Origin of the sequence: Geobacillus uzenensis, from assembly GCF_002217665.1 — a bacterium.
GTDB lineage: Bacteria > Bacillota > Bacilli > Bacillales > Anoxybacillaceae > Geobacillus > Geobacillus subterraneus.
Genome location: NZ_NEWL01000001.1, coordinates 56,171 through 80,685 on the forward strand (window position 1 = coordinate 56,171; position 24,515 = coordinate 80,685).

Below are 24,515 nucleotides of genomic sequence, written 5' to 3' on the forward strand. Positions count from 1 at the left end.
AATAGCGTCGGAAGAAAGGGAGGGAGAAAAGGTGAACGTGCTCGAGTACCGATTTGCCATTACCCCCGTTTTTCATTTCATTGCCGCGAAATCGATGGAGGCAGGCTTGTATTTATGTGGTGGCTATGCCAAGCAAACCGTACAGTTATGGTTGAAAGATCCGACTGTTGAAAACGGGAAGAGGCGGATTGGAGCGATCCAATATGAAGGATCGAACGATTACACAGTGAAAGAACCAAGTATGGTTAGTTGGCGGTTTGAACGAGCGTTGCTTCCCGATGGGCTCAAACAAGAATTGGAAGCGACCTCAGCGTTTCGCAGGGATCGAAACGACGGGCCGCCCGTCAATCCGAGTGCTCAATCCATTGCTTTTAAGTTTGAAACATTGACAGACGCTGCCAAAGAGACCATAGAGAGGATTGCGGCTGTTCTTCAGCGGTACGCGTGAACACGGTCGCGCTTTGGGGCGTTTTTCGATCGGTGCGACGAGTGATTCGATCCATGATTTTTTTGCTTTTCCGCTTGCGATGATCCCAAGGAAGTCGCGCGGTGTTGACCGCGCCCGATGCCGAAGGGACCGGGTGAGTAAAACGGCGATGTTGCCGTTGGTGAGACATGCTGCGTATATGGAGTCGCTTGTCGAGTGGAATTTGCCAATCGAATAGAACATGCGTGAACCGTTTTTAGGTAGCATTCAGGTGCCCATCATAGCCATCAAGTTAAGAAAACAGGAATAAATCTATGCCTCATTTGACCATCCTTTTGAAGACTTCATCATGTCTTAGAAAGGGTGGTTTTTTTGAAGACGTCCTCATCTCTCCAAGAGGAAGGGCATTGTTTTTTAGAGGGTTTACCAAGCGTGTTATCGTGCGAAGAACGGGAACAGATGGCCCAAGATCATCCATTTATTCAACGAAAGGGGAAGTTGCGCGCCCATGATTTCGTGGCACTTTGCACATTTCTCCAGGAAGGAGGCGGTCAAAAATCATTGGTGTGGCTCTGCAGTGCTCTAGCTCTTAAGCAAAACACCTCTCTGAGTGCGAAAGGGCTCAATCAACGGTTTCATGAAAAAGCAGTGAGTTTCCTCAAAGCGGTGTTCGAAAAACCGCTTATTCATCAGACGCAGGAGGCCCGTCACGTGTGTCAAAGACATTCGCTGTTTCGCCGGATTCGCATTCTCGATTCCACGTCGTTTCAACTGCCTCCAGAGGTCCAAGGGATTTACGAGGGATGTACGGGGCCTGGGGTGAAAATTCAGTTAGAATATGAATGGCTAGAAGGGAAGTTTCTCCATGTGGACGTCGGGGATGCTCGTCGTCATGACGCCGCCTACGGAGCGTCCCTTCGATCGACCATTCAAGAAGGAGACCTTTGTGTGAAAGACTTAGCATGACATTCATACGCTGTATTCTCTTCGCTGGCAAATTGAGGTGATCGTTAAAACATGGAAATCCCTGTTTCACATTCATCGATTCAAACGGATGAAAGGGACTCGCTTTCAGTGCCACTTGTATGGAACGTTGATTGCCTTATTGATCAGCTCTACGGTCATGTTTGCCATGCGAGAATGGCTCTATCGAAAACAGAAAAAGGAATTGAGCGAATAGAAGGCGATGAGTATGATCAAGGAGTGGGGGATGGATTGATTTCAAGCCTTATGGGGTTCTGAGACTTAGCTATCCATCTCCTTTTCAAACTGTGTGACATGATCGCTCAACACGGAAAAAAATCAAGGCGTTATACAAAAAAGTGTTTTTTGCAAGCAAAAAGTGCAGAGAATTGCAAGAAAAAATACATAGGCTCGCCTGCTCCATGAATTTATCGTTCAACCGAGTGAGAAGGGGGCGACTGAACGGCAGAAAGCGCGTGCCGCAAGCGGTAGCTCTCTCCCGTAAACGCGAGAATGTGGGCGTGATGGACCAAACACGATCCACTCAAAATACTGCATCATCGTGCCGTTCAAAGGAGCGGCATCAGCCGATGGCGTTGGGCCGCCGAAGAACGAAAGGGCGAGCCAGCAGGTGATGAGCCATACCATCGCTTTTCGGCCTAATTTTTGAAACGCTTTCATGACATACTCTCCTCCTTTTCCTTATTACATTGGCTTGGGGCATCTGTGGAATAACCATTAGGGAAACGATTGCGCAAAAAAGACAAGGAAGGTAGCGATGTATTCAAGTATGTCTAACATTATAGTGAATGTTGAAAGCGTTTTCTACAATAGAATTTCAACAAATAAGTCAGTATTTTTCTTTTTTAAAAAACATGTTGAAATATTTAGTCGATTCTTATAATATGAGGTTGAGGAAAACGTTTTCCTTAATCTATTTGTGCAAACGTTAGCATAAAACAGAAAGGGGAGAAGGGATTTGGGAAGAGAATGGGGAAAAAGCGAGGTGTCCCGGTTTTGAAAGCGTGGAGGAGAAGGAGGATAGGATGGATTTTGACGGCCGTGTGGCTGGTTCTTTCCCCGTTCTGTTCGGCTGCTGCTTACGGGAATGGGAAGGGGCAGCCAGTTGTCAGTGCGGCTGGCTCTCCTGAGCGAACGGTCACGCTTGTCGGGACGCTGCAGGATGAGTTGGGGCATACGAAGGAATGGGATCCGTCGGCTGCAGCGACCGTGATGCATGATGAAGGCGACGGCCTTTATACATTAACGGGAACGTTGCCGGCGGGGACGTATGAGTACAAAATCGCCATCAACGGCAGCTGGGATGAAAACTACGGTGCTGGTGGGCGCAACGGCGGGAATCTTACATTGACATTGAACGAGCCGACAAAGGTAACGTTTTACTACCATGACCGCACTCATGCCATCGCTGACTCGACTTGGTATGCGCTGATTCCAAAGGAAAAACAGCCACGTCTGGTCGGAACCGTATTGCCAGCCATCGGTTATGAGACAGACAATAATGGTTGGACTCCGGCCACATCGACGGCCTTCCTCAAGGATGATGATTTTGACTCCGTTTATGCGTTGACGGCGCAGGTGCCGAAAGGATCTTATGAGTACAAAATCGTGCTTGGAACCAATTGGGATGAAAACTATCCGCAAGACAATGCACGGTTAAACGTGTTGGAGCCTTCGACTATCACGTTCTTTTTCAATGCGAAGACGAAAGAGGTCTATACCGATTACCGCCCGCAAGGTTCAGATGGAATCGTTCAAAAAGAGCGGCTCAAGCATAACACATGGGATGCGCTGTACCGCCAGCCGTTTGGGGCGGTGAAAGCGGGAACGAAGGTGACGCTTCGCTTAGCGGCGAAAAAAGGCGATTTGACGAAAGCGGATGTGTATGTGAAAAATACGACGACCGGCACGGCTAACGTCTACACGATGGAAAAAGTCGGCGTGCTCGGGGACGATGAATATTGGGAGGTGGCGTTCACCCCTTCTGCCTCAGGGGTGTACGGGTATAAATTTATAGCGCAAGACGCCGGAACGAAAGTGGAATACGGCGAAGATACGCAAGAAGGGCAATGGGGGAAAGCGGTGGACAGCCGCGCGGAGCTGTTTCAACTGACGGTGTATGATCCGGATTACAGGACGCCCGACTGGATGAAAGAAGCGGTGGTGTATCAAATTTTCCCGGATCGGTTCTTCAACGGCAATCCTTCCAACGACAACAGCAAGCAGCGGGCGCGCGGCACACAGCCGATTGAACATCGCGCTTGGTCGGAGTTGCCCGATAATCCGCGCTTGAAAGGGACGAGCGGCTACGATGGCGACGGCGAATGGTCGAACGACTTTTTCGGCGGCGACATCGCCGGAATTAGACAGAAGTTGGATTATTTGCAGTCGCTTGGGGTGAACACGATTTACTTAAACCCGATCGCCACGGCGCCCTCGAACCATAAATACGACGCAAGCAATTACAAAGAACTCGATCCGATGTTCGGGTCGCCGGAAGAGTTTCAGGCATTTGTTCAGGAACTGGCGCAACGAGGGATGCATCTTATCTTAGACGGGGTGTTTAACCACGTCTCTGATGATTCGATTTACTTTGACCGCTATCACCGTTATCCGACGGTCGGCGCCTATGAATATTGGGAAGCGGTGTACGATTTGATGAACGAAAAAGGATTGAGCGAGGAGGAAGCGCGGAAACAGGCGGAAGAGAAGTTCAAACAACAAGGGCAAACGTTCAGCCCGTATGGGTTTCATCTTTGGTTCAATATTGAAAACGAAAAAGTCGATGGTCGTTATAAGTATCAGTCATGGTGGGGCTATGACAGCTTGCCTGAGTTTAAGTCCGTGATAGGGGAGAAGGTATCGTATCCGAGTGAATTAAACAACGATGAGCTCGCGAACTACATTTTCCGCGAATCGGATTCGGTCGCGAAAAGCTGGATGGCCCGCGGCGCCTCTGGGTGGCGGCTCGATGTGGCCAACGAGGTGGATGCGGCGTTTTGGCGCGAGTTTCGTCAAGAGCTGCTTCAAGGATCGTACGACCGCGGCCCGACGTTAAAAGAAGGGGAGCAGCCGCTCATTTTAGGGGAAATTTGGGATGACGCATCGAAATATTTTCTAGGCGATCAGTACGATTCCGTGATGAACTACCGGTTCCGCGGGGCGGTGCTTGACTTTTTGCGAAATGGGAATGCAGAAGAGGCCGATCAGCGACTGACGGCCATAAGGGAAGACTACCCGAGCGAAGCGTTTTATGCGCTGATGAATTTGATCGGTTCGCATGACACGGCGCGGGCGGTCTTTCTGCTTGGGAACGGAACGGATTCATTCGAGCGGGCGGAGTTTGATCCGAATTATAATGAAGAACTTGGAAAAAAGCGGCTCAAGCTAGCGGCGATTTTGCAGATGGGATATCCGGGGGCGCCGACGATTTATCTTAATTAGGCGAGAAGACTCCCACTTCAACGAAGCGAAGCGGAGTAAGTGGGAGATGAATCGCCTTAACTATATTTTGCTGAAAATAGGATAGATTCAGTAAAATATAGTATCATATATATAGGTTGTAATAAAGAAATTCCGACCTCCATGTCCGTCTTTACTTTATCACCTAACAAGCTGGCACGGTGGCAAGAAGAGCGAACAATGCCATGTAAAACAAAATTGCAACTTATATAGTTAGATGGGAGGTGAAAACATGTATTTTTGTATCAAACAACAGCTAAATGGTTTGACCAAAGAAGAATACTTGACTCTTCGAGAACTGTGCCATATTGCCAAGAACATGTACAACGTCGGATTGTACAATGTCAGACAATACTATTTTGAACACAAGGAATTTCTTAATTATGAGAAAAACGATCATCTTGCAAAAACTAACGAAAACTATAAGCTGTTAAACAGCAACATGGCACAGCAAATTTTAAAAAAGGTTAATGAAGCCTTTAAATCTTTCTTTGGTTTGATCAGTCTTGCCAAACAAGGAAAATATGACTGTTACTGGACAAAAAGATTAAGCAGATTGAAATCATTCCTAAGCATCATGCCAGGTTCTTTGAGATTCAGTACAAATATGAAATGCCTGAAGATCAAAGAGAATTAAATGACCAAAAAGCACTGGCCATTGATTTAGGATTAAACAATTTTGCCACTTGTGTCACATCAGACGGCAGATCATTCATCATTGATGGGCGGAGATTAAAAAGTATAAATCAATGGTTTAACAAAGAAAATGCCAGACTTCAAAGCATGAAAGATAAGCAAAAAATCAAAGGCACGACTCGTAAACAGGCGTTGCTTGCTATGAATCGCAATAATAAAGTGAATGATTATATCAACAAGACTTGCCGTTACATCATTAACTACTGTATTGAAAATCAAATTGGCAAACTTGTCATTGGCTATGCGGAAACATGGCAACGCAATATTAATCTAGGAAAAAAGACAAATCAAAACTTTGTCAATATTCCTCTCGGTAACATAAAAGAAAAACTATATAAGTTGAAACTTTGTTTTACATCCAGTAGAGCGCCCACCGCATTCTATCAAAATGACTTGTTATGAAGGAAAACAGAATCGAACAATCGGAAAATCTTTATTGCAACTTATATAGAATATCTTTGTGAATTTTACGGCATTGAATTCTTGAAACAGGAAGAATCATATACGTCTCAAGCCAGCTTTTTTGACGGCGATGAGATTCCTGAATATAATGCCGACAATCCAAAAGAATATAAGTTCAGCGGCAAACGTATTAAGCGCGGCTTGTATCGAACAAAGTCTGGCAAACTAATTAATGCTGATGTCAATGGCGCATTAAACATCTTAAAGAAAAGTAAAGCTGTAGACCTGAGTGTCTTATGCTCTAGCGGCGAAGTGGACACGCCTCAAAGAATAAGGATTGCTTGAAGCAGTCAAACTTCTTTGGAAGCCCCCACTTCAAATTTTCGCTAGAAAATTAAGTGGGGGTAGTTCACTACGGCGATGAAGCAGGGGTAAGCGGCTCCAAAGATCCGGACAACCGTCGTACGTATCCGTGGGGTAAAGAAGATCAAAATCTGTTGGCGCACTATCGGAAAGTCGGTCAAATTCGCCAGCACCATCAAACGCTGTTGGCCCATGGCGACATCAAGACGTTGTATGCGCAAGGGGATGTATACGTCTTTGCCCGCCAGTACGGAAAGGAAGTGTCGCTCATTGCCGTCAACCGCGGTGATGCGGACAAAACGGTGACATTGGATGTCGCTTCTTTGCTTCCGAACGGCACCGTGCTGACGGATGAGTTGCATGACGGCGTAACGGCCGCAGTCGCCGGCGGAACATTGAAGGTCACTGTTCCGGCGATGGATGGGCGGATGATGTTTGGAACGGTAACTGTGGAAAAACCGGCGGCGGTCACGAATTTGCAGGCGAGCGCCGTGGTTGGTTGCGTGACGCTTACTTGGGAAGGGCAAGCGTCGAAGTATCGGGTGTACCAATCAACCATTCAAGGGGCTGGTTATACGTTAGCGGCGGAAACGAACGGGACTTCCGTGACGATCGATTCGTTGGCGAACGGGACCGCGTATTACTTTGCCGTTACCGCCGTCGATGAGAACGGGAATGAGTCGCCAAAGGTGGAAACGAATCGCGTCGTTCCTCATTATCCGCTGACGAGCGACAATGTCCAGTTCGTGACCACGTTAAGCGATGCCACACTCGATTTGTCCCAGCCGCAACAAATCGATGTCAAAGTGAACATCGACGGTGTGACAAGCAAAGGAGCAGCCGATGGATTGCAAGCGGTGCTGCAAGTGAAAGGGCCGCATGACGAAGCATGGAAAGAATATAGAGCGGTTTACCAAGGGCAAGATGGCGACGCTAATGTGTTCCGTGCCGCCTTCACCCCGCTTGTGGCAGGGACGTATACGTATCGCTACGCGCTGACGACCAACCTTGGCGAGGATTGGGTGTATACGGAAGCCAAACAAGTGACGTTTGCGGCCGACTCCAGCGACCAAAAAGCGCCGGCCGAGGCGATTGAGCTGACGCCGCCGCCTGTTGAGTCAGGGCAAGTTCATTTGTCATGGCAGTTTGTCGGAAAAGATGATGCGGATGCATACTTGCTAGTCATCGAACGCAATGGAACAGTCATTCATATGACGACATCCATCAGCACATCGTTCGTTGATTACGGGGTCGAAAACGGCACCGAGTATGCGTACGTTGTCAAGCTGTATGACCGCGCTGGAAATGTCACCGCGTCCAACACGGTCAAAGTGAAGCCGGACATTGTGATGGTGAAAGTCATTTTTAAAGTCAAAGCCCCAGACTATACGCCGTTAGATGCCCGAATTACGATTCCGAACAGTTTGAATGGCTGGAACACAGGGGCATGGGAAATGTCGCGCAACGGAGCGGTGACGCCTGATTGGCAATTTACAACTGAAGTGCAAGAAGGGGAAACGATCACGTATAAGTATGTGAAAGGCGGGTCGTGGGATCAGGAAGGACTGGCTGATCATACGCCCGCAGACAATGGGGATGATGATGTCAGTTATTATGGATACGGCTCGATCGGCACGGATTTGAAAGTGACCGTTCACAATGAAGGAAACAATACGATGGTTGTGGAAGACCGCATTTTGCGCTGGATTGATATGCCGGTGGTCATCGAAGAGGTGCAAAAACAAGGGAGTCAAGTGACGATCAAGGGCAATGCCATTAAAAACGGTGTTTTGACGATCAATGGCGAGCGGGTGCCGATCAATGATCAGATGGCATTTGTCTACACCTTTACGCCGGCTCCGCAGCAAAAAGAAGTGGCGATCCATATCGAACCGTCAGCGGAAAGCAAAGCAGCCGTGTTCAAAAACGACGGTGGAGCCATTGCGAAAAATACGAAAGATTACGTGCTAAATTTGGAGACGAAGCAGTTGCGTGAAGGAACGCTGTCGTTGCCGCCTTCCAACGGGGGAATGCCTGGAAGTGGAACGACACCGGGGGGCACAGCACCTGAAAACGGAGTGCCGACGGATGGAGAAGGGGTGCCGGTGAAAGTGGAAGACGGCAAAGTGATTGTGAAGCCCGCTATCGAAACGAAAGAGCAGAGTGGCAAAGTGACTGAAAAAACAGCATCGATTTCAGCTCGGGATGTCGACAATATGATTCGTCACTTATCAGAGCGGGAAAAAGAAATCGTCGTCTCAGTCGGCAAGATCGAAAAAGGGGAGAACGTGAACATTGTTGTCCCTGCGTCCTTCTTCCAACAGGCGAGCAAAAAAGTGAGCCGTGCGGTGATTGTAGCTGAAACGGACAAGGTGACGTATAAACTTCCAGTTGCCGAGATCCCAACACTGCTTTCAGATGTGGCCAAAGACTTTGGTGTTGATATCGGGAAGATCAATATTACAATAGGAATGACGGTCACTGAAGCGCCGACTTTGCCGTTTAATGTTGTATCCGATGCCGTGATATTTCATGTAATAGCCTCTGCAGGAGGAAAGGAAAAAAATATTGACCGATTTACCCAATATGTAGAGCGTGAAGTGACAGTGCAAAAGGCGTTCCAGCCAACGCGGGCAGTTGCCGTTCGTCTGCATGAAGATGGAACAGTAACCGCTGTGCCAACCTTGTTTGCTGGTAATAAAGCGGTCATAAAATCGCTGACGAACTCCACGTACGTCGTAGTAGAGGGGTCCGCGTCATTTAGGGACACGACAACCCACTGGGCAAGGCAATACATCGAAACGTTAGCCGCCAAACAAATGGTTAAAGGAATTTCGGTTACCACTTATGCACCAAATGCTGAGATGACACGTGCCCAGTTCGCCGTGCTCCTTGCCCGCGCACTCGGTTTACCTAGCGGCGTCTATGATGGGCGGTTTAAAGATGTAAAAGGGGAAGAATGGTTTGCCCGCACCGGGGAATGGATGGCAGCCGTACAATACGGCATTATTCAAGGAAAAAGAAATGGCACGTTTGGGCCGGATGAACCAATTACTCGGGCACAGGCGGCAGTGATGATTGAACGAGCGATGAAGCTCCCGTTTGTCCAATACGATTTTGCCCAACTCGATCGGAAGAAAACACTAGCTGACTTTAAAGATCAAGGACGAATCGGAGACTGGGCGAAAGAGGCCGTTGAAACAATCTATCAAGCAGGCATCGTCCATGGAAAAGGGAGTGGAGATTTTGGGCCAAATGAGAGTGTCACAAGGGGACAAATGGCGAAAATTCTTTACGGATTTTTGAAAAATGCCAAACTAATTCCATAAAGGGGCCTAAATCCATGGCAGTGTTGCGTGTTCTGATTTCTAAAATACAATAGCTCCATGCGATTTTTTCAAAACAAGGACCCGAGAGCGCTCACCTCGCTCTCGGGTCTGGTTTGTCTTTGTCCACTTAAAACGCCCTGAAAACCCCTTCTAAAAAATACTTCGCCATGTCCCGTTTCCGCACTTGTTGGATCGTTTCTTTCGATAGCTTGGTGATCTCGAGCGGCATCCATACGTTCATTCCTTGTTTGAGGTCGCGGCTCGAGCGGGTGATGACGTATTCCTCTCCTGTCAAACCTTGTTCGATCTCTTGGCGGTTGCCTTGTTTCATTCCTAAGGTGACGCGCCGCTTGTCAAGCTGGCCGTTGCGGATGAGATAGACGAATGCTTGGTTGTTTTCGCGCCATACGGCTTTAGTAGGAATGGTGATCGCCCCATTTTTTTCTTTTGTCACGATCGTGATGTCGACATGGTAGCCGAATGGCATCGATGGTTGCGGCTTAGGAGCACGTTCGGCTTGTTCAATCAGTTTTACAGTGAACGGATATTCGCTTTGTTGCCGGAAGCTTGGCTCGTTGATCGGAAATGGGCCGATATCGCTCACGGTGCCGCTTAGTTCGTTCGCTTCGTTCGGAAGGCGGATCGTGGCGGTTTGGTCGATGGCGAGCTTCCCGACGAGCGACTCGGTGATTTTTCCTTGAATGACGATCGTATGAGATGCGATCGTGATCAGCGGGCGGGACGGGTTCGATGGATTCGGATCGATGGCTTCGACGATGCCGTCCATCGTGCTTTCGACTGTTTGTTCCTCTTTTTGTTTAAGCAGTTCGGTCCGTTCTTGTTCATATTGTTGTTGCTGCCACTGTAATTCGGTTTTTTCGCGTTCCGCTTCTGTTGCTTTTTCTTCCCATTGCTGTTTTTCGAAGCTGTTTTCTGGCGCGGCAGCGGCCATGGACTGATAGTTTTGGATCTCTTCGGACAGTTGGCTAAGCCGCATGCTTAGTTGTTGTTGCTTCGACGTGAGCTGGGCCAGCTCACGGTCGATGGCGTCTGTGCGGTAGCGCAACAGCGGGGTGCCGGGCTGGACGGTTTGCCCTTTTTTCACGAGAATGTCATCGATGGCGCCGCGCTGCGGGTCGTAATAGATGAATGTCCGCTCTGCTGGGGCGGTAAAGCCCGTTGTTTTGATCGTTTCTTGCACGTTTTGTTGTGTTGGTTTCGTCCATTCGTTCGCGTAAGCCGATTTGGGCACACGGCTGTCATCGGCGAACGCTACGTAAAACTGGACGCCGATGAGGCCGATGGCCAAGACGGTGGTCAACGCTCGTTTCATGGTGACCTCTCCTTTCACGATGGGAACCATTCAAATGGAAATTCCGTACAGACGGCCGCGAAAAAGGCGAGCACGAGATCAACGGCGATGACTGTCGCAGTGATGCGGCCGATCGATTGGTCTGTGAGGATGCGCAAGGCAACCACTTGGATATAGACAGCCCAAACGGAAAACAGTGAGACGGATCGCAGCAGCGCCCATACGAGTCGGTCGTCCGTCAAATAAGGTCCCCAGACGCCGAGCGAAAACGGCGAGACCAGCGGATCAAGGCCAAACGCCCACTCTAATAGAAGCAACGCCGTTTCTCCTATGAGAAAAATGAGCCAAACAGGAAGCTGGGCGGCGATCAGTTTCGCCAAATCGGTTTCCTCAAACAAGGCGTAAAACACAAGCGAACTGATGAAGAAAAAGAGCAGTGGAACGACCATCCCGCCTACGATGTGTCCGGCAGCAAACAACAAGTGCAGCAGCGTCCGCTGCTCATCGGTATACTGGGGAAGATGTTTGGCCAACTCTTCTGTCCCGACGCCGATATAAGCGCGGACAAAGGAAAGAACAGCAGAGAAGAACAGAAAAAGCAAAAGGATCGGGATGATGCGTTTCACCCGTTCCGCTTCTTTTAGCTGCCAAAAAGCGATGTTCGGGTGAAGCAATTCCTTCCACGGATGACTTCGGTAAATCATTTCGTCTATTCCTCCATCAATCGTTGTAGGCATAATCATATTTTAGTATAAATAAAGTCGATATGTCACGATTGGACATTTTTTGCTAGATTGGTTTTTTCAGTGGGAAATTTGGTGATAAAATGGTAGGGACAGAGTCATAGTCAAATAGAAATAATAGAGAAATGGAGGGATGGATCTTTGAGGTATCGGTTCGTTTGGCTTGCTTTTTTTCTTTTTCTGCTTTTCGGATGGGAAAAAAGCGGGCAAGCGGCAACGACGGTCCCCTTATTTATTCAATCCAAAGGAGCATCGGCGCCGGTATACGCCTATGTGGCGAATGAGGTGCAACGAGTTGGAACGATGTATAGCGACAGGGTATTTGAAGTCATTGATGAAAATGAACACTATTTTTTCATCCAATACGGGTTTGTCAAAGGGATGGTTAAAAAGGACGAAGCGAAGCTTGGGCGCCCGTATGCGTTCACCCGCGGACCGGATCGGCTGCGAAAAAGTGTGATAACGACGCGAGAAGCGCAAGTGTATAGTTTTCAAAACGGAAAGAAACAGGCGATCGGTTCCATCCAGCCTGGAGTCCGTTATCCGATCAAAGCCGAGACCGCCTTGTTTTATTTGATTGAATTCGGCGGGCGGGACGGATACATTTATAAGCATGTGACGGAAAAGGATCACGGTGTGCCGGTGTTGTTGTATCATCATATATTGGATGATTCCGATGAACCGCTGTTTCGTTCGACAACAACGGTTCTGTTCAGCCAGTTTTTCAACGAAATGACATACTTAAAAGAGAACGGCTATACGGCGATTACTCCGGATCTGCTGCTTGCGTATGTGCGAAAGGAACGATTGCTGCCGCCGAAGTCGGTGCTCATTACGTTTGATGACGGGTTGAAGTCAACGTACATATATGCGTATCCATTGCTTAAGCAGTACGGCTTTCGGGCAACGGTGTTTATGATTACAGGGAGAATGCGTCCATCCCCGCAACCGTTCGACCCGACAGGCTTGCAGTTTTTAAGCAAACAAGAAATCGCCCAAATGCGCGATATCATTACGTTTGAAAGCCATACGAGCCATTTTCACTTGTCGGATAAAAAATATGGCCCGTATTTACTGTTTAAGCCGTATGAAGAAGTGATGGCTGATTTACTGGCAAGCAAAGAAAAAATCGGGGCGACGGCCCTCGCATATCCGTTTGGCGCTTATAACGAACGAGTCGTCGATATGGTGCAACAAGCGGGGTTTACCATGGCGTTTACGACGAAAAAAGGGACCGTTTATCCTGGAGATCCAGTGTTTGAGTTAAAACGGCAATGGGTGTATCCACGGATTTCGCTTCGTCAGTTTGAACAGTTATTGCAGCCGTAATCAAAAGCTGCCTCTTCCGCTGTTACGGAGAGGCAGCTTTTTTGCGGTTTGGACGCCATGCGATCGAAGAGAGAAACAGCCCGATCCATAAAAACAAAATCGGCATTAAGGGGAGATTGTATCTCGGGTAGGCGAAAAAGACATTGTTTAATGCCGTAAAGTAAGCGATGAGCAAAAGGAAAAACAATAGCTCGCGCCGCTGCCGTTTCAAGGTAAACAGGGCGAACAAAGCAGAGGCAAACGCCAGACGGATGATGCGCTGGTGCCAGGCGGTCATTTCTTGCTTCGAAACGCCGAAAATTTCGATCCAATAGAATGGCTGTTCCCATTGTGTTTTTGCTTTTTTGATCGTATAGCTCTCCCACCATTGTTTCGGGTTGGCGCGATACCACGTTTTGATTCGCTCGATGGCGATCGCTTTTTTCACCTTTTCTTTTTCATAATGGGTCATGGTAGGATGTTGTGTTTCGATCGTATTGACGACTTCTTTATACGATGGGCCGTACCGATAGCCGTACCCTTGATATGTACCAAGCAAGAGCGGGTCGCCGGAGCTTCCGGTCAGCGGGATGAACTCCCCGTAATGCATGTAGTTTCGCACCCACCATGGACTTAACGCGAGAACGACAAGTACGGCCGCTATGGCCGCTTGCTTGATTGCGAGCCGAAGCGGGTAGCGAATGAGCAAAAAATACGCGAGCAGCGCGAACGGAACGAGGGCGATCGTCGGCCGGAAAAACAGACAAAACAAATAGGCGGCCAACAGCTTATAAAAATCGGCCATGTGCCGATGGCGGCCAAGGCGAATGGCGAAACGGATGAACAACAGGAAGCCGAACAAAAACGGCGCCTCGGTCAGCGTTAAATTGTCGGTTTCGATCAAAGGGATAAACAACGCGGTGCCGAGGGCGGCGATCACACCCGCCCACGGGCGGCCGAGGTCGTTCCCGAGCAAATAAATCAAATAGACGCTTCCGGTGCCAAAGGCGATCATAACGAGTTTCGCTGCATACAGGCCGACATCTCCTGTACCGAATACGAAAAACAACGCCGCCAGCAACAGCGGCATGCCCGGCATAATGTGGACGGTCGGCTCATCGGGGCGATGATACGTAAGCATGCCCGTCTCAAGCAGCTGTTTCGCACTGCGGACATATCCCATATCGTCGCTGTCAAGCGTCAAATGCAGCCCGTACGTCCATAAAGCGAAAAGGCGCAAAGTGAAAGCAAGGAACACCACGAGCCAAGCGGCGATTTTTGGATGAAAGCGAAACGACATCGTTGCCACTCCTTCATTTGATCGTTACGAGCCATTGGCGGAAAAACCGATGAACGAGACCCCAAGCATAATGAGGATCACACCAATGAGTTTCGGGACAGAAAGCGGCTCGTGAAAGAACACATAGGCGCCGAACACCGCCAACACGTAGGCGATGCTTTGCAGCGGGTAGGCGACGCTAAGCGGAACGCGCGACAAAATGAACAGCCAAAGGATGGTTGCCGCTCCGTAAATGACCAATCCGAGCAAAATCCATGGCGAGAGCAATAGCTTGACGACGGAGATCACGTCTAGCTCGAACTTGTGTCGCGTCATGCCGTATTTCCATAAAAACTGGCCGGTGACAAGAAGAACGGTGTTGAGTCCGAGCCATAGCCAATTACTGATGTTCATCCTTTTCTTCCCCACGTTCATTTGTTTTCTGTTCATGGTCGATCCGGTGATGTCATGCCAAGCGCCGAAACCGAAAGGCAGGCTGATACGGTAGTATGGCTTAAACATGCAGAAATTATGCTTTTGACTATGGGATATAAAAAAATTGGATGGCAGAAATGACTGATCATTGTACAGAGAGCATCTAGAGATTTTCCTATTTTTCGATTACAATGGAAGCGATTAGGATTAACATCGGATGTACTAGAGGGGGAATGGACTTGGAAAGGAAGAGGAGACGGAGAAAGGCGGCGGCTGTTTGGTTATCCGCGCTGCTTGTTTTTGTTTGGGTTTGGGGGCCGTACGCCGGTCCGGCGCAGGCGGTGGAAAGCCGCGGCTTGTTTCCCGATGTGTCGACGGGGCGCGCGGAGGTGGAATATTTAGCAAATCTCGGCATCATTCAAGGTTATAAAGATGGGAAATTTCATCCTGAAGCGGTCTTGACTCGTGTGCAAGCGGTGCTAATGATCATCCGCCAACTTGGTCTTGACACGGAAGAAGAGCTGCCGATGCCATTTATGGATGTGAAACCAGGCAGCACTGGGTACAAGGAGATTGCGTTAGCGGCGAATCTTGGCATCGTCAGCGGGAAAACTGCGCAGTCGTTTGACCCATACGGGAAACTCACTCGAGCGCAAATGGCGAAAATTTTCGCTAATGCGTATCACTTAAGCGGAAGGATGGCAACCGATTTTACTGATGTCAGGCCGGACCATTGGGCGTATCCGTATGTGCACGCCTTAGCGGCCAACGAGGTAACGCTCGGTTACCCAGACGGCACCTTTCGGCCGAACGCGTCGCTGACCCGGCTGCAATTCGCCTTATTTATGGCGCGGTATATGAACGATGAGTTTAAACCGCCTTTGACGAAACAGCTTTCCCGTAAAGAGATTATTGCTAAAAAGGAAAGTGTCGTTACTGTCTATGTTTACGATGAAAACGGGAAAGAGCTGGCTCAAGGAAGCGGTTTTGCGGTTGCGAATGGGCTCATTGTCACCAATTTTCATGTCGTCAGCGGCGGATCCGCCTTTACCGTGTTAACAAGCGATGGGGAAGAGTATGAAATCGAAGGGGTCGTCGATTATGACCTCGATTTGGATGTGGCGCTGTTAAAGCCGACCGATTTATTGCCGTTGAAACCGTTGCGGCTTGGTTCGGTCGATATGGTAGAAGCGGGAGACGATATCGTGGCGATCGGGAGTCCGCTCGGGTTTTCTGATTCTGTCTCGACAGGGGTCGTGAGCGCCATTCGCACGTTGGAACTTGAGGAAGGGTACGCTGATTTCATTCAATTTACCGCCCCGGTGACAAACGGCAGTTCGGGCGGTCCTCTGCTCAATATGTACGGATATGTTGTTGGTCTTGTGTCGTTCGGCTTTGACCAAGGGGAATTAAACTTTGCATTGGCGGCTGACTATTTTAAAGAGGTGGTGCAGGCGTATGCGCAAGTGCCGTTTTATCAATTGCCGGTCATTCCAACTGATGAACTGCCGGTGTATGAGGACGATGAAGGCGATCCGGTGGCAACGGAGACATTTCGTCTTGAAGAGCCGCTTGTGGACGTTGTCGCTCATCCATCGCTGCCGATTTTATATGGAATTGATTATTCAAACCATGCGGTTGAAATCAACTATGAAACTCGCAATATAAGAAAAATTTCCTTGCCGCTTCCGGCCGAGCGGTTATCTTTCGCCAATGATGAGCTGTATATTACATTATTGAAAGGCGAACATAATCATTACTGGTGGAGCGAAGAGCAACAAGGGGCCATTGCGATCGTTGACACGAAAGAATTCAGACTGAAAGAAACGTTTGATATTGCCTTGGATCCATTTGATATTGCGGCCGATCAACGTTATATTTACGTTTCATCCGGATCCGGGCAACATACGTACATTAAAAGCTACGACCGTTTTACGAAACAGGAAGTCGCATCGGAGCGCATTTATGAAGCCAGCCGGATTGAAATGCATCCTAGCCAATCGATGATTTATGCCATTACGACGAATACCATTCCGATCACCATGTCCGTTTATCGGGTGGCTGACGGGCGGTTTGTCGAAACGTATCCATCTCCATATCATTCCGATTATGATTTGGAACCGGACCTGACGATTTCACCAGATGGAAAATACATTTTTAACGATGCTGGTTTTGTCTTTTATGCCGCAGCGCAAAAAGGCGTGAATATGACGTACGCGGCGACGATCGAGCCGTTTTCTGCCATCGCTTTCGATTTGCCGCGGGGCCGCGTGTATACGGCGCAAGGCCATCAAGTCACCGCGTACAATAGCACATCACTCAAAAAAGAGAAGCGGTGGGCCATCAGTGGCGAGATTGAGGCGATGATGGTACACAACGGAAACATCGTGTTGGTCACGAGACAATCACTCGATGACAGCGGAGTGAAGGTGCCGACGATTCAAATCTTCACTCCCATCTAAACAAAAAACCGGGCTTTATGCCCGGTTTTTTAGCAAAAAAAAGCGCCAGCCTTCTGCGAGAGAGACTGGCTTATCAACCTCAACCCTATCGACATCATTCTACATCTTTCGACAAAATCTGTCGACAAGTAATTTATTCATCGCGAGGATCACAATGGTGTAAGAGGGGGAACTTGGTGGCCACTGTTTTCATATTTTCATGAAAAGCTCATAACATTGGATGGATACCCAAAAACTAACATATCGGTGACTCGTTTCGTATAGATTCTAAATTTGGTATAATAAATAAGAATTCGTCATAGAGGAGCGAAATACGGATGCTTTCACTCTTAAAGAGAGCGATAGGGTATACCCATGAACGGCAGTTAAAAAAATATATGCAAGTGGTGGAGCAAATTAACCGGTTGGAATCACAAATAGAAAAACTGACCGATGCCGAGTTGCGTGGGAAGACGGATGAGTTGAAAGAACAGCTTGCTTCCGGCAAGTCGGTGAAGGACATTCAAGTGGAAGCGTTCGCGGTGGTCCGCGAAGCAGCGAAACGAGTGCTCGGGATGCGCCATTTTGACGTTCAGCTGATCGGCGGCCTCGTTTTAGCCGAGGGAAACATTGCGGAAATGGCAACAGGTGAGGGGAAAACGCTCGTCGCTTCCCTCCCAAGCTACTTGCGGGCGCTAGAAGGAAAAGGGGTACATGTCATTACCGTGAACGACTATTTGGCGAAGCGCGACCGGAATTTAATTGGCCAAATTCACGAGTTTCTCGGCCTCACTGTCGGGCTCAATTTGCCGCTCATGTCACCGCAGGAAAAAAAACGGGCGTATCAAGCCGACATTACATACGGCATCGGCACGGAGTTTGGGTTTGACTATTTGCGCGATCATATGGTGTACGATGCTTCAGACAAAGTGCAACGGCCATACCATTATGCGATCATCGACGAAATTGACAGCGTGTTAATCGATGAGGCAAAAACGCCGCTCATTATCGCCGGAAAAACGCGTTCAAACGCCGAGCTCCACTATATCGCGGCGCGATTAGTCAAGCGGTTTGAGCGGGAGGTCGATTACATATATGAAGGGGAGACGAAGACGGTTAACTTGACAGATGAAGGCATTGAAAAGGTAGAGAAAGCGTTTGGCGTTGATAACTTGTATGATATAGAGCATCAAGTGTTATATCACTATGTCATTCAGGCGTTGCGGGCGCACGTTTTATTTAAACGTGACGTGGATTACATCATCCGCGATGGAAAAGTATTGCTTGTTGACGCATTTACCGGACGCGTGATGGAAGGCCGCTCGTTAAGCGACGGCCTTCATCAAGCGATTGAAGCGAAAGAAGGGCTCGAGATTACGGAAGAGAACAAAACATACGCTTCCATTACGATTCAAAACTATTTTCGCATGTACCCGATTTTATCAGGAATGACGGGAACAGCGAAAACAGAAGAAAAAGAATTCCAACGCATTTATGGGATGGATGTCATTCCGATCCCGACTAACAAACCGAAAATCCGCATCGACCTGCCTGATCGGGTGTACATGACCCGCCACGATAAGTACGTTGCCGTAGCGAAAGAAGTGAAGCGCCGCCATGGGAGCGGGCAACCGGTGTTAATCGGGACTACGTCGATTTTGCAGTCAGAAGAAGTGGCGAAGTATTTAGATCAAGAGCAAGTTCCGTACGAATTGCTCAATGCGAAAACGGTTGAACAAGAGGCAGAAGTGATCGCCCGAGCCGGGCAACGCGGGCGGGTGACGATTGCCACGAACATCGCCGGCCGCGGGACGGACATTTTGCTTGGCGAAGGAGTCGATGAGCTTGGCGGGCTTCATGTTCTTGGCACAGAGCGGCATGAAAGCCGACGGATTGACAACCAATTGAAAGGGCGGGCCGGCCGCCAAGGGGACCCAGGGTCAAGCCAGTTTTTCATTTCCCTTGAGGATGACATGTTCCGGCGCTTTGCGGCCGAGGAAACGGAAAAGTTAAAGGCGAAGCTGAAAACGGATGAGACGGGATGCATTTTGAATAACGACGTTCATGAGTTTGTCGATAAAGTGCAGCGAATCGTGGAAGGAATCAATTTCTCGATCAGGGAGTATAACTTAAAGCTCGATGACGTGATGAATGAACAGCGCCATGTCATTTACCAAATCCGTGATCGGGTGCTCGAGGAAAGCGACCGCGTGGCGCTTGTCATTCCGATGATTCGCTCTGCTTGTGACCGAATGGTAGATGCGTACGCCTTGCGGGAACAAATCCCTGAGGAATGGGATATCGAACGTATGGCGGAAGAGTTGAACCGAATCGTATACCGAACGCCGATCCAATTTGACCGCCCACCGGCCGATGTGGAAGATGTCAAACGACAAGTTGCAGCAGCCGTTGATTCGTATATAGCGTTTCTTGAGAAGAAAAAAGCGCACGCCCAGCTGCAAACGTTGCTGAGAAGCGTTATGTTGACCGTCATTGATGATCATTGGATGCGCCATTTGGATCAGATGGCGCTGTTAAAAGAAGGAATCGGGTTGCGCCATTACCAACAAGAAGACCCTATTCGTCTATACCAAAAAGAGGGATTTGAGATGTTTCGAGCCATGTATGAAGTGATCGAAAAAGAGATCAGTGTTCATACGGCGCGATTGCTTCAATCGTTAGAGCAAGAAGAAAACCACGCATAAGGGGGAATGTTCGTTGTTTCCATTTTTTAAAAAAAAGAAAAAAAGCGGCGGTGATACAACCGTAGCGGCTCAAGAAATCATGGAAGAAGCAGGGGAAGTCACGAGCACGGAAGACGTATATCCCGAATTGTCGCTTCATCCATCTTGGAACGTGCCAGCCGAAGAGCAATACGTGCTTCGTTTTTTAAACAATGAACTGCCGCCGTTACAGCCTAACCAAATTTCGTTGTCGGGCATCAGCTGGTCAAAAGAAGTAGATGGAATCATCGTATCGGCGTTTGTGCGCCATAGCTTGCCGAAATCGATTCAAATCGGCCGTGTTCCTTTATTATTGCTTCGGGAGGATGGAAGCATTTTAGCCCGAAAAGAGTTTGATCTGCAGGAACTCGGAAGCCTTCCGCCAAAAACGAGCCGTCCGTGGCGCTTTATATTCGGCTATGAGACGTTGCGGACCGATGAGATCCCGAGGGAAGGGTGGAAGCTGGCGTTTGAACTGAAGCCGAAACATCGGCTTGAACTGGAGAAGAGTTGGGAAGAGGCGCTGCCGGAAGAAGAAAAAGAGAAGTTGCGGCGCATCGTCGACGAGCTAGGAGCGCCAAAAAGTGGCGAAGTGAACGTTTTTGGCCTCCAAGCCGCGATGAACGACGGGGAGTTGCGGGTGACGGTGCTGATTCGTAACGGCAGTGACAAAACGATTTATCTGGAGCAGCTGCCGCTTCAAGTAGAAGATGCGACAGGGGACGTTGTTGCTCGGGGAGGCTTTACGTTGGATCGCCTAGAGATCAAAGCGAACACAACCAAACCGTGGACATTCATTTTTCCCCCATCGCTCGTTCAAAAAGCAGAGCCGGATTTCAGTAGTTGGAAACTCAGCATTATCCAATCGTAATTTGCCGCTGATCCGCTATATATACGTTGCAATTTTGTTTTACATGGCATTGTTTACTCTTCCTGTCACCTTGTCAGGAGGTAAAGACTGGAGATCGCAAATTCTTTATTACAACCTATATAGATGCAAAAAGAACGTTCTGCCGCCTGGCAGAACGTTCTTTATTATGGAAAAAGGAAGATACCCGCATCAGCACGCAGATATCTTCCTCGGCCTCAACCCGTCCATCGCCCCTTCGACTATACCCATGCAAAACGGAGGACGGTCCTCATTATTTATTGTACCATAACCGACGTAGTAGACAAGCCAAAATGTGAAAATATTATACAAAATGCATGAATTATCCTCTATATCCATTCCTTTCATCCTAAAAAATGTAAATTAACTCCCCTTTTTTCATACGTTTTTGCGAACGATTATAAAAGAGAAGGCGGTTAACTAGTGAAAATTAAATATTTCATAGTTTTGTTGTCTATGATATAATCCTCAATGGTATGACTCTATTTTTTATAGTATTTTCTCTGTTCACCGCTTTTATGCACACGATTTGTTGTCGGTAGCCCAACATATTGCCAAACAATGAAAAAATCGATGGACAAGAAAATGAAATGAGTGGTTATGATAAGATTAAGGAGGATTTTTTATGGGTTACTTTTTGACCTTGTTGCTTTGCTTCTTTGCCTCCGTGACCATTACACCGCTGGTGAAAAAGCTGGCCTTTATCGTTGGCGCCACGGATCGGCCGAATCAGCGGAAAGTACATCAAAAAATTATGCCGCGTTTGGGCGGATTAGCCATATATATTGCCTTTGTGATCGGTGTGCTGGTTTTGGACCCAGATAACGCTGTAGAAATTCCCATTTTGTTAGGGAGTGTCATTATTATTATTACCGGTATGCTTGACGATTTAATCGAACTTTCCCCGAAACTCAAGCTGGCCGGTCAGCTGTTCGCCGCGTTTGTCGTTGTCGTATTTGGCGGGATTCAAGTGGAGTACATCAACTTGCCGTTTGGTTCCCAGTTGCACTTTGGCGTGCTTAGCATTCCGCTTACGATCCTTTGGATCGTTGGCATTACAAACGCCATTAACTTAATCGATGGCTTGGATGGCTTAGCGGCTGGCGTCTCTGCCATCGCTTTAGTCACCGTCACGTGGATGGCGTTTTTAAAAGGCGATTTGTTTGTCGCTGGCATGAGCATCATTTTAATTGGCAGCATCTTAGGGTTTTTAGTTTATAATTTCCATCCTGCCAAAATTTTCATGGGCGATACAGGGGCGCTCTTTTTAGGGTACATGATCTCTGTGTTGTCGTTGTTAGGGTTTAAAAACGTCACAGCGATTTCCTTTATTATCCCGGTGATCATTTTAGGCGTACCGATTTCCGATACGTTTTTCGCGATCATCCGCCGCTTGCTGAAACGGCAGCCGCTATCTGCGCCAGACAAGTCACACTTGCACCATTGCCTGCTGCGGCTCGGATACAGCCACCGCCAAACGGTGCTCATTATTTACGGTGTGAGCGCCTTGTTTGGATTGATCGCCGTCATTTTATCCAAAGCCGCCGCTTGGGTATCACTTATTATTTTGACCATTGTCGTGTTGGCGCTTGAGGTAATGGCAGAAAAAATTGGCTTAGTCGGCCATGATTACCGCCCAATTTTACGAATTGTCCAAGGCATTCGTTATGTAAACGGAAAAATGAAATAAACAGGCTGTCCCAAGAGGTGGGACAGCTATTTTTATACACAAGGAGGGAGTCAACGGGGCCAATCGTTGATAAGGAAGGCGGAGCGGAGCGATGGTCTTCCTTGAATAGGGAATATGATATAGTGTACCTAAAATAGGGGAATGTGAACTACTCCCACTTAGCTTCGCTTGAAGTGGGAGACTTCTTTCGGAATTATGTTAAAAAAAGGTGTCCCGCTGCGTCCGAGACACCCACTACACGTTTCAATTCCTCTCTTCGTTTCGTTGTTGTTCGGCTGATGCATGCAACTGGGAGCGAAGGGCATCGGATACTTCTTGCACCGATTCTTCATCCAACCGATAGTAATAAACCCCATCATTATCATCCGTTCCTTGTAAGACAAGCGATTCGGTTTGAAGCGGGTTGCCGGTTGATACATAGTAAATCAAGGCTTTGATGTCATCGAAGGTGAAGTTTGTTTTCATATTGTTTCCGATCGCTTCAATGACATCATCATATTTTGAAATGGAACCAGTGTGGCTCGCCTTTCTCAAGATGGCCTGCAAAATTTGCTGCTGTCGCTTGCCGCGTTCAATGTCGTTATCTTTTTTGCGCGTCCGCGCCAATGCTAAAGCTTCTTCCCCATTTAAGTGTTGGTATCCTTTTTTAAGGACAATGGCGTTTCGATGGTCTTCAGCATCTTTTTCCCGAATATCATATGGCACTTCCACTTCAATGCCGCCGAGTGCATCGACAACATCGATAAAGGCGTAAAAGTTCATCTTCACGTAATAATCAATCGGGACATCAAACAAATGTTCGACTGATTCAATGGTACATTTCGTCCCTCCGTAAGCATGGGCGTGAGTAATTTTATCGTACTGATCCTCGCAAGGAATGTATACATATGAATCGCGCGGGATGCTCACCATTTTGACTGATTGCGTATCAGCGTTAAACGCAGCCAAAATTAACGCATCAGACCGCGTATCACTCTGGAAGTTGCGCGTTTTGCTATCGTCAATGCCAATAAACAACACGGTGAAACTATCCTTTTTTGGGTCAAGGTGGTCGCCCATCGTTTCCTTTGTTCCAATTTCCTCATATGCCTCATTCATGGCTGTCTTCATTTTATGCATTAAAAAAGAAGCATAACCAAGACCACTGGCGACCAATACTAGAAAAAGCAACAGGCACCCGAACGCGAGACGTCGTCTTCGCTTTTTTTTCCTCATTTTCTTTCGATGAAGTTTTCGTTCGTTAGTCATCATGGAAGAGAGCTCCTTTTCAATCGTTTTCGTTCTTACGAACCCGAGGGAAGGGTAAATTCAACGTATTCCGTTTCCCCGGCTTGAATGTCCGCCCTTCCGTTCGTCAGTTCGGTCATCCATTCACTGAACGGGAGCTGGCTGTCCTCGGGAACGAGGACAGCAAAGGTGACGCGGTCGGCATAATGGATAGTTTTTATAGTATATACGGAAGAGCGCAATTCATTTTCCACTTTCCCAAGCCATGTATAGTCAATCGTCACGTTCATGATGCGCATGAGACGGCGTTCGACGATGCCCGCGGCGTTCAAGCCTTCGGAGACGGCGCGGCTGTAAGCGCGCACCAATCCGCCCGCACCGAGCTTAATGCCGCCGAAGTAGCGGGTGACGACCGCGACGGTGTCTTTCAACCCTTTTTTCTTCAGCACCTCAAGCATCGGCACACCTGCAGTGCCGCTCGGTTCGCCGTCGTCATTTGCCTTTTGGATTTGATCATGCTCGCCGATCAAATAGGCGGAGCAGTTGTGCGTCGCATCCCAATGTTTCTTTTTGATTTGTTGAATAAACGCGACCGCTTCCTCTTCCGTTTCAGCGCGGTTGATGTAGCAAATAAACCGTGATTTTTCGATCACGATTTCCCGCTCACCGTATCCTTTGACGGTGTAATATTTTTGTAACAAAGCAAAACACCTCGATCATTAAAAACGTGGAAACGGTTTACATTTGTTTATTTTTTGCATAAACAGCTAGCACTTTACCCTGACTATGGTAAACTGAAGGTAAA

General features: G+C 48.2%; 13 protein-coding genes and 5 pseudogenes. 11 read left to right on the forward strand and 7 right to left on the reverse strand.

All coding sequences use genetic code 11. The annotated features are described in order from the left end of the window. The first annotated feature begins 31 nt into the window (after positions 1-31). Entirely contained in the window at positions 32-448 is a 417-nt protein-coding gene (locus tag B9L21_RS00235; protein ID WP_063167260.1) for a hypothetical protein, read from the forward strand. A gap of 351 nt (positions 449-799) precedes the next feature. Then, positions 800-1,816: pseudogene (locus tag B9L21_RS00245) on the forward strand (IS4 family transposase). A 2-nt stretch (positions 1,817-1,818) separates the two neighbouring features. Here B9L21_RS00245 and B9L21_RS17795 read toward each other — a convergent pair. Beyond that, positions 1,819-1,923: pseudogene (locus B9L21_RS17795) on the reverse strand (ATP-binding protein); the annotation flags it as partial. Between the two features lie 520 nt (positions 1,924-2,443). On the opposite strand from B9L21_RS17795, the gene B9L21_RS00250 reads away from it, so the two are divergent. The 4 genes and pseudogenes from B9L21_RS00250 to B9L21_RS00265 form a co-directional block, all read left to right on the forward strand. Then, complete coding sequence (locus B9L21_RS00250; protein ID WP_413229263.1) at positions 2,444-4,855, forward strand: alpha-amylase family glycosyl hydrolase; 2,412 nt, start codon at positions 2,444-2,446, stop codon at positions 4,853-4,855. Between the two features lie 250 nt (positions 4,856-5,105). Beyond that, a pseudogene (locus B9L21_RS00255) lies at positions 5,106-5,902 on the forward strand (RNA-guided endonuclease InsQ/TnpB family protein); the annotation flags it as partial. A 117-nt stretch (positions 5,903-6,019) separates the two neighbouring features. Further along, positions 6,020-6,316, forward strand: a pseudogene (locus B9L21_RS00260) (zinc ribbon domain-containing protein); the annotation flags it as partial. Positions 6,317-6,378: 62 nt separating this feature from the next. Next, a pseudogene (locus tag B9L21_RS00265) lies at positions 6,379-9,663 on the forward strand (S-layer homology domain-containing protein); the annotation flags it as partial. A 127-nt stretch (positions 9,664-9,790) separates the two neighbouring features. Here B9L21_RS00265 and B9L21_RS00270 read toward each other — a convergent pair. Next, complete coding sequence (locus tag B9L21_RS00270; protein WP_063164710.1) at positions 9,791-10,996, reverse strand: efflux RND transporter periplasmic adaptor subunit; 1,206 nt, start codon at positions 10,994-10,996, stop codon at positions 9,791-9,793. Between the two features lie 14 nt (positions 10,997-11,010). Further along, positions 11,011-11,679 (reverse strand): hypothetical protein, encoded by a 669-nt coding sequence (locus B9L21_RS00275; RefSeq protein WP_063164711.1) that lies wholly within the window; start codon positions 11,677-11,679, stop codon positions 11,011-11,013. A 180-nt stretch (positions 11,680-11,859) separates the two neighbouring features. Between B9L21_RS00275 and B9L21_RS00280 the strand changes: the two genes are divergently transcribed. After that, a complete protein-coding gene (locus tag B9L21_RS00280; RefSeq protein ID WP_082816508.1) occupies positions 11,860-13,047 on the forward strand; it encodes a polysaccharide deacetylase family protein in 1,188 nt (395 codons plus the stop codon). 22 nt (positions 13,048-13,069) lie between these two features. Here the strand turns inward: B9L21_RS00280 and B9L21_RS00285 are convergent, their stop codons facing one another. Continuing rightward, positions 13,070-14,326: an ArnT family glycosyltransferase gene (locus B9L21_RS00285; protein ID WP_063164712.1), complete on the reverse strand. Its 1,257-nt coding sequence runs from the start codon at positions 14,324-14,326 to the stop codon at positions 13,070-13,072. A gap of 24 nt (positions 14,327-14,350) precedes the next feature. Further along, positions 14,351-14,719: an SMR family transporter gene (locus B9L21_RS00290; protein ID WP_063164713.1), complete on the reverse strand. Its 369-nt coding sequence runs from the start codon at positions 14,717-14,719 to the stop codon at positions 14,351-14,353. A gap of 260 nt (positions 14,720-14,979) precedes the next feature. On the opposite strand from B9L21_RS00290, the gene B9L21_RS00295 reads away from it, so the two are divergent. The 4 genes from B9L21_RS00295 (at position 14,980) to B9L21_RS00310 (ending at position 22,483) form a co-directional block, all read left to right on the forward strand. Then, complete coding sequence (locus B9L21_RS00295; RefSeq protein ID WP_063164714.1) at positions 14,980-17,202, forward strand: S-layer homology domain-containing protein; 2,223 nt, start codon at positions 14,980-14,982, stop codon at positions 17,200-17,202. A 317-nt stretch (positions 17,203-17,519) separates the two neighbouring features. Then, a complete protein-coding gene (secA2, locus tag B9L21_RS00300) occupies positions 17,520-19,886 on the forward strand; it encodes an accessory Sec system translocase SecA2 (RefSeq protein WP_063164715.1) in 2,367 nt (788 codons plus the stop codon). Positions 19,887-19,899: 13 nt separating this feature from the next. Then, a complete protein-coding gene (locus tag B9L21_RS00305; protein ID WP_063164716.1) occupies positions 19,900-20,775 on the forward strand; it encodes an accessory Sec system S-layer assembly protein in 876 nt (291 codons plus the stop codon). Positions 20,776-21,418: 643 nt separating this feature from the next. Further along, complete coding sequence (locus B9L21_RS00310) at positions 21,419-22,483, forward strand: glycosyltransferase family 4 protein (RefSeq protein ID WP_063164717.1); 1,065 nt, start codon at positions 21,419-21,421, stop codon at positions 22,481-22,483. Positions 22,484-22,726: 243 nt separating this feature from the next. On the opposite strand, the gene B9L21_RS00315 is transcribed toward B9L21_RS00310, so the two are convergent. Both B9L21_RS00315 and B9L21_RS00320 read right to left on the reverse strand, forming a co-directional pair. Beyond that, positions 22,727-23,731, reverse strand: a complete 1,005-nt coding sequence (locus tag B9L21_RS00315) for an LCP family protein (protein ID WP_063167262.1) — start codon at positions 23,729-23,731, stop codon at positions 22,727-22,729. A gap of 35 nt (positions 23,732-23,766) precedes the next feature. After that, the gene (locus B9L21_RS00320; protein ID WP_063164718.1) at positions 23,767-24,411 is read right to left on the reverse strand and encodes a YigZ family protein; all 645 of its coding nucleotides are present in this window, start codon (positions 24,409-24,411) and stop codon (positions 23,767-23,769) included. Positions 24,412-24,515 lie beyond the last annotated feature (104 nt).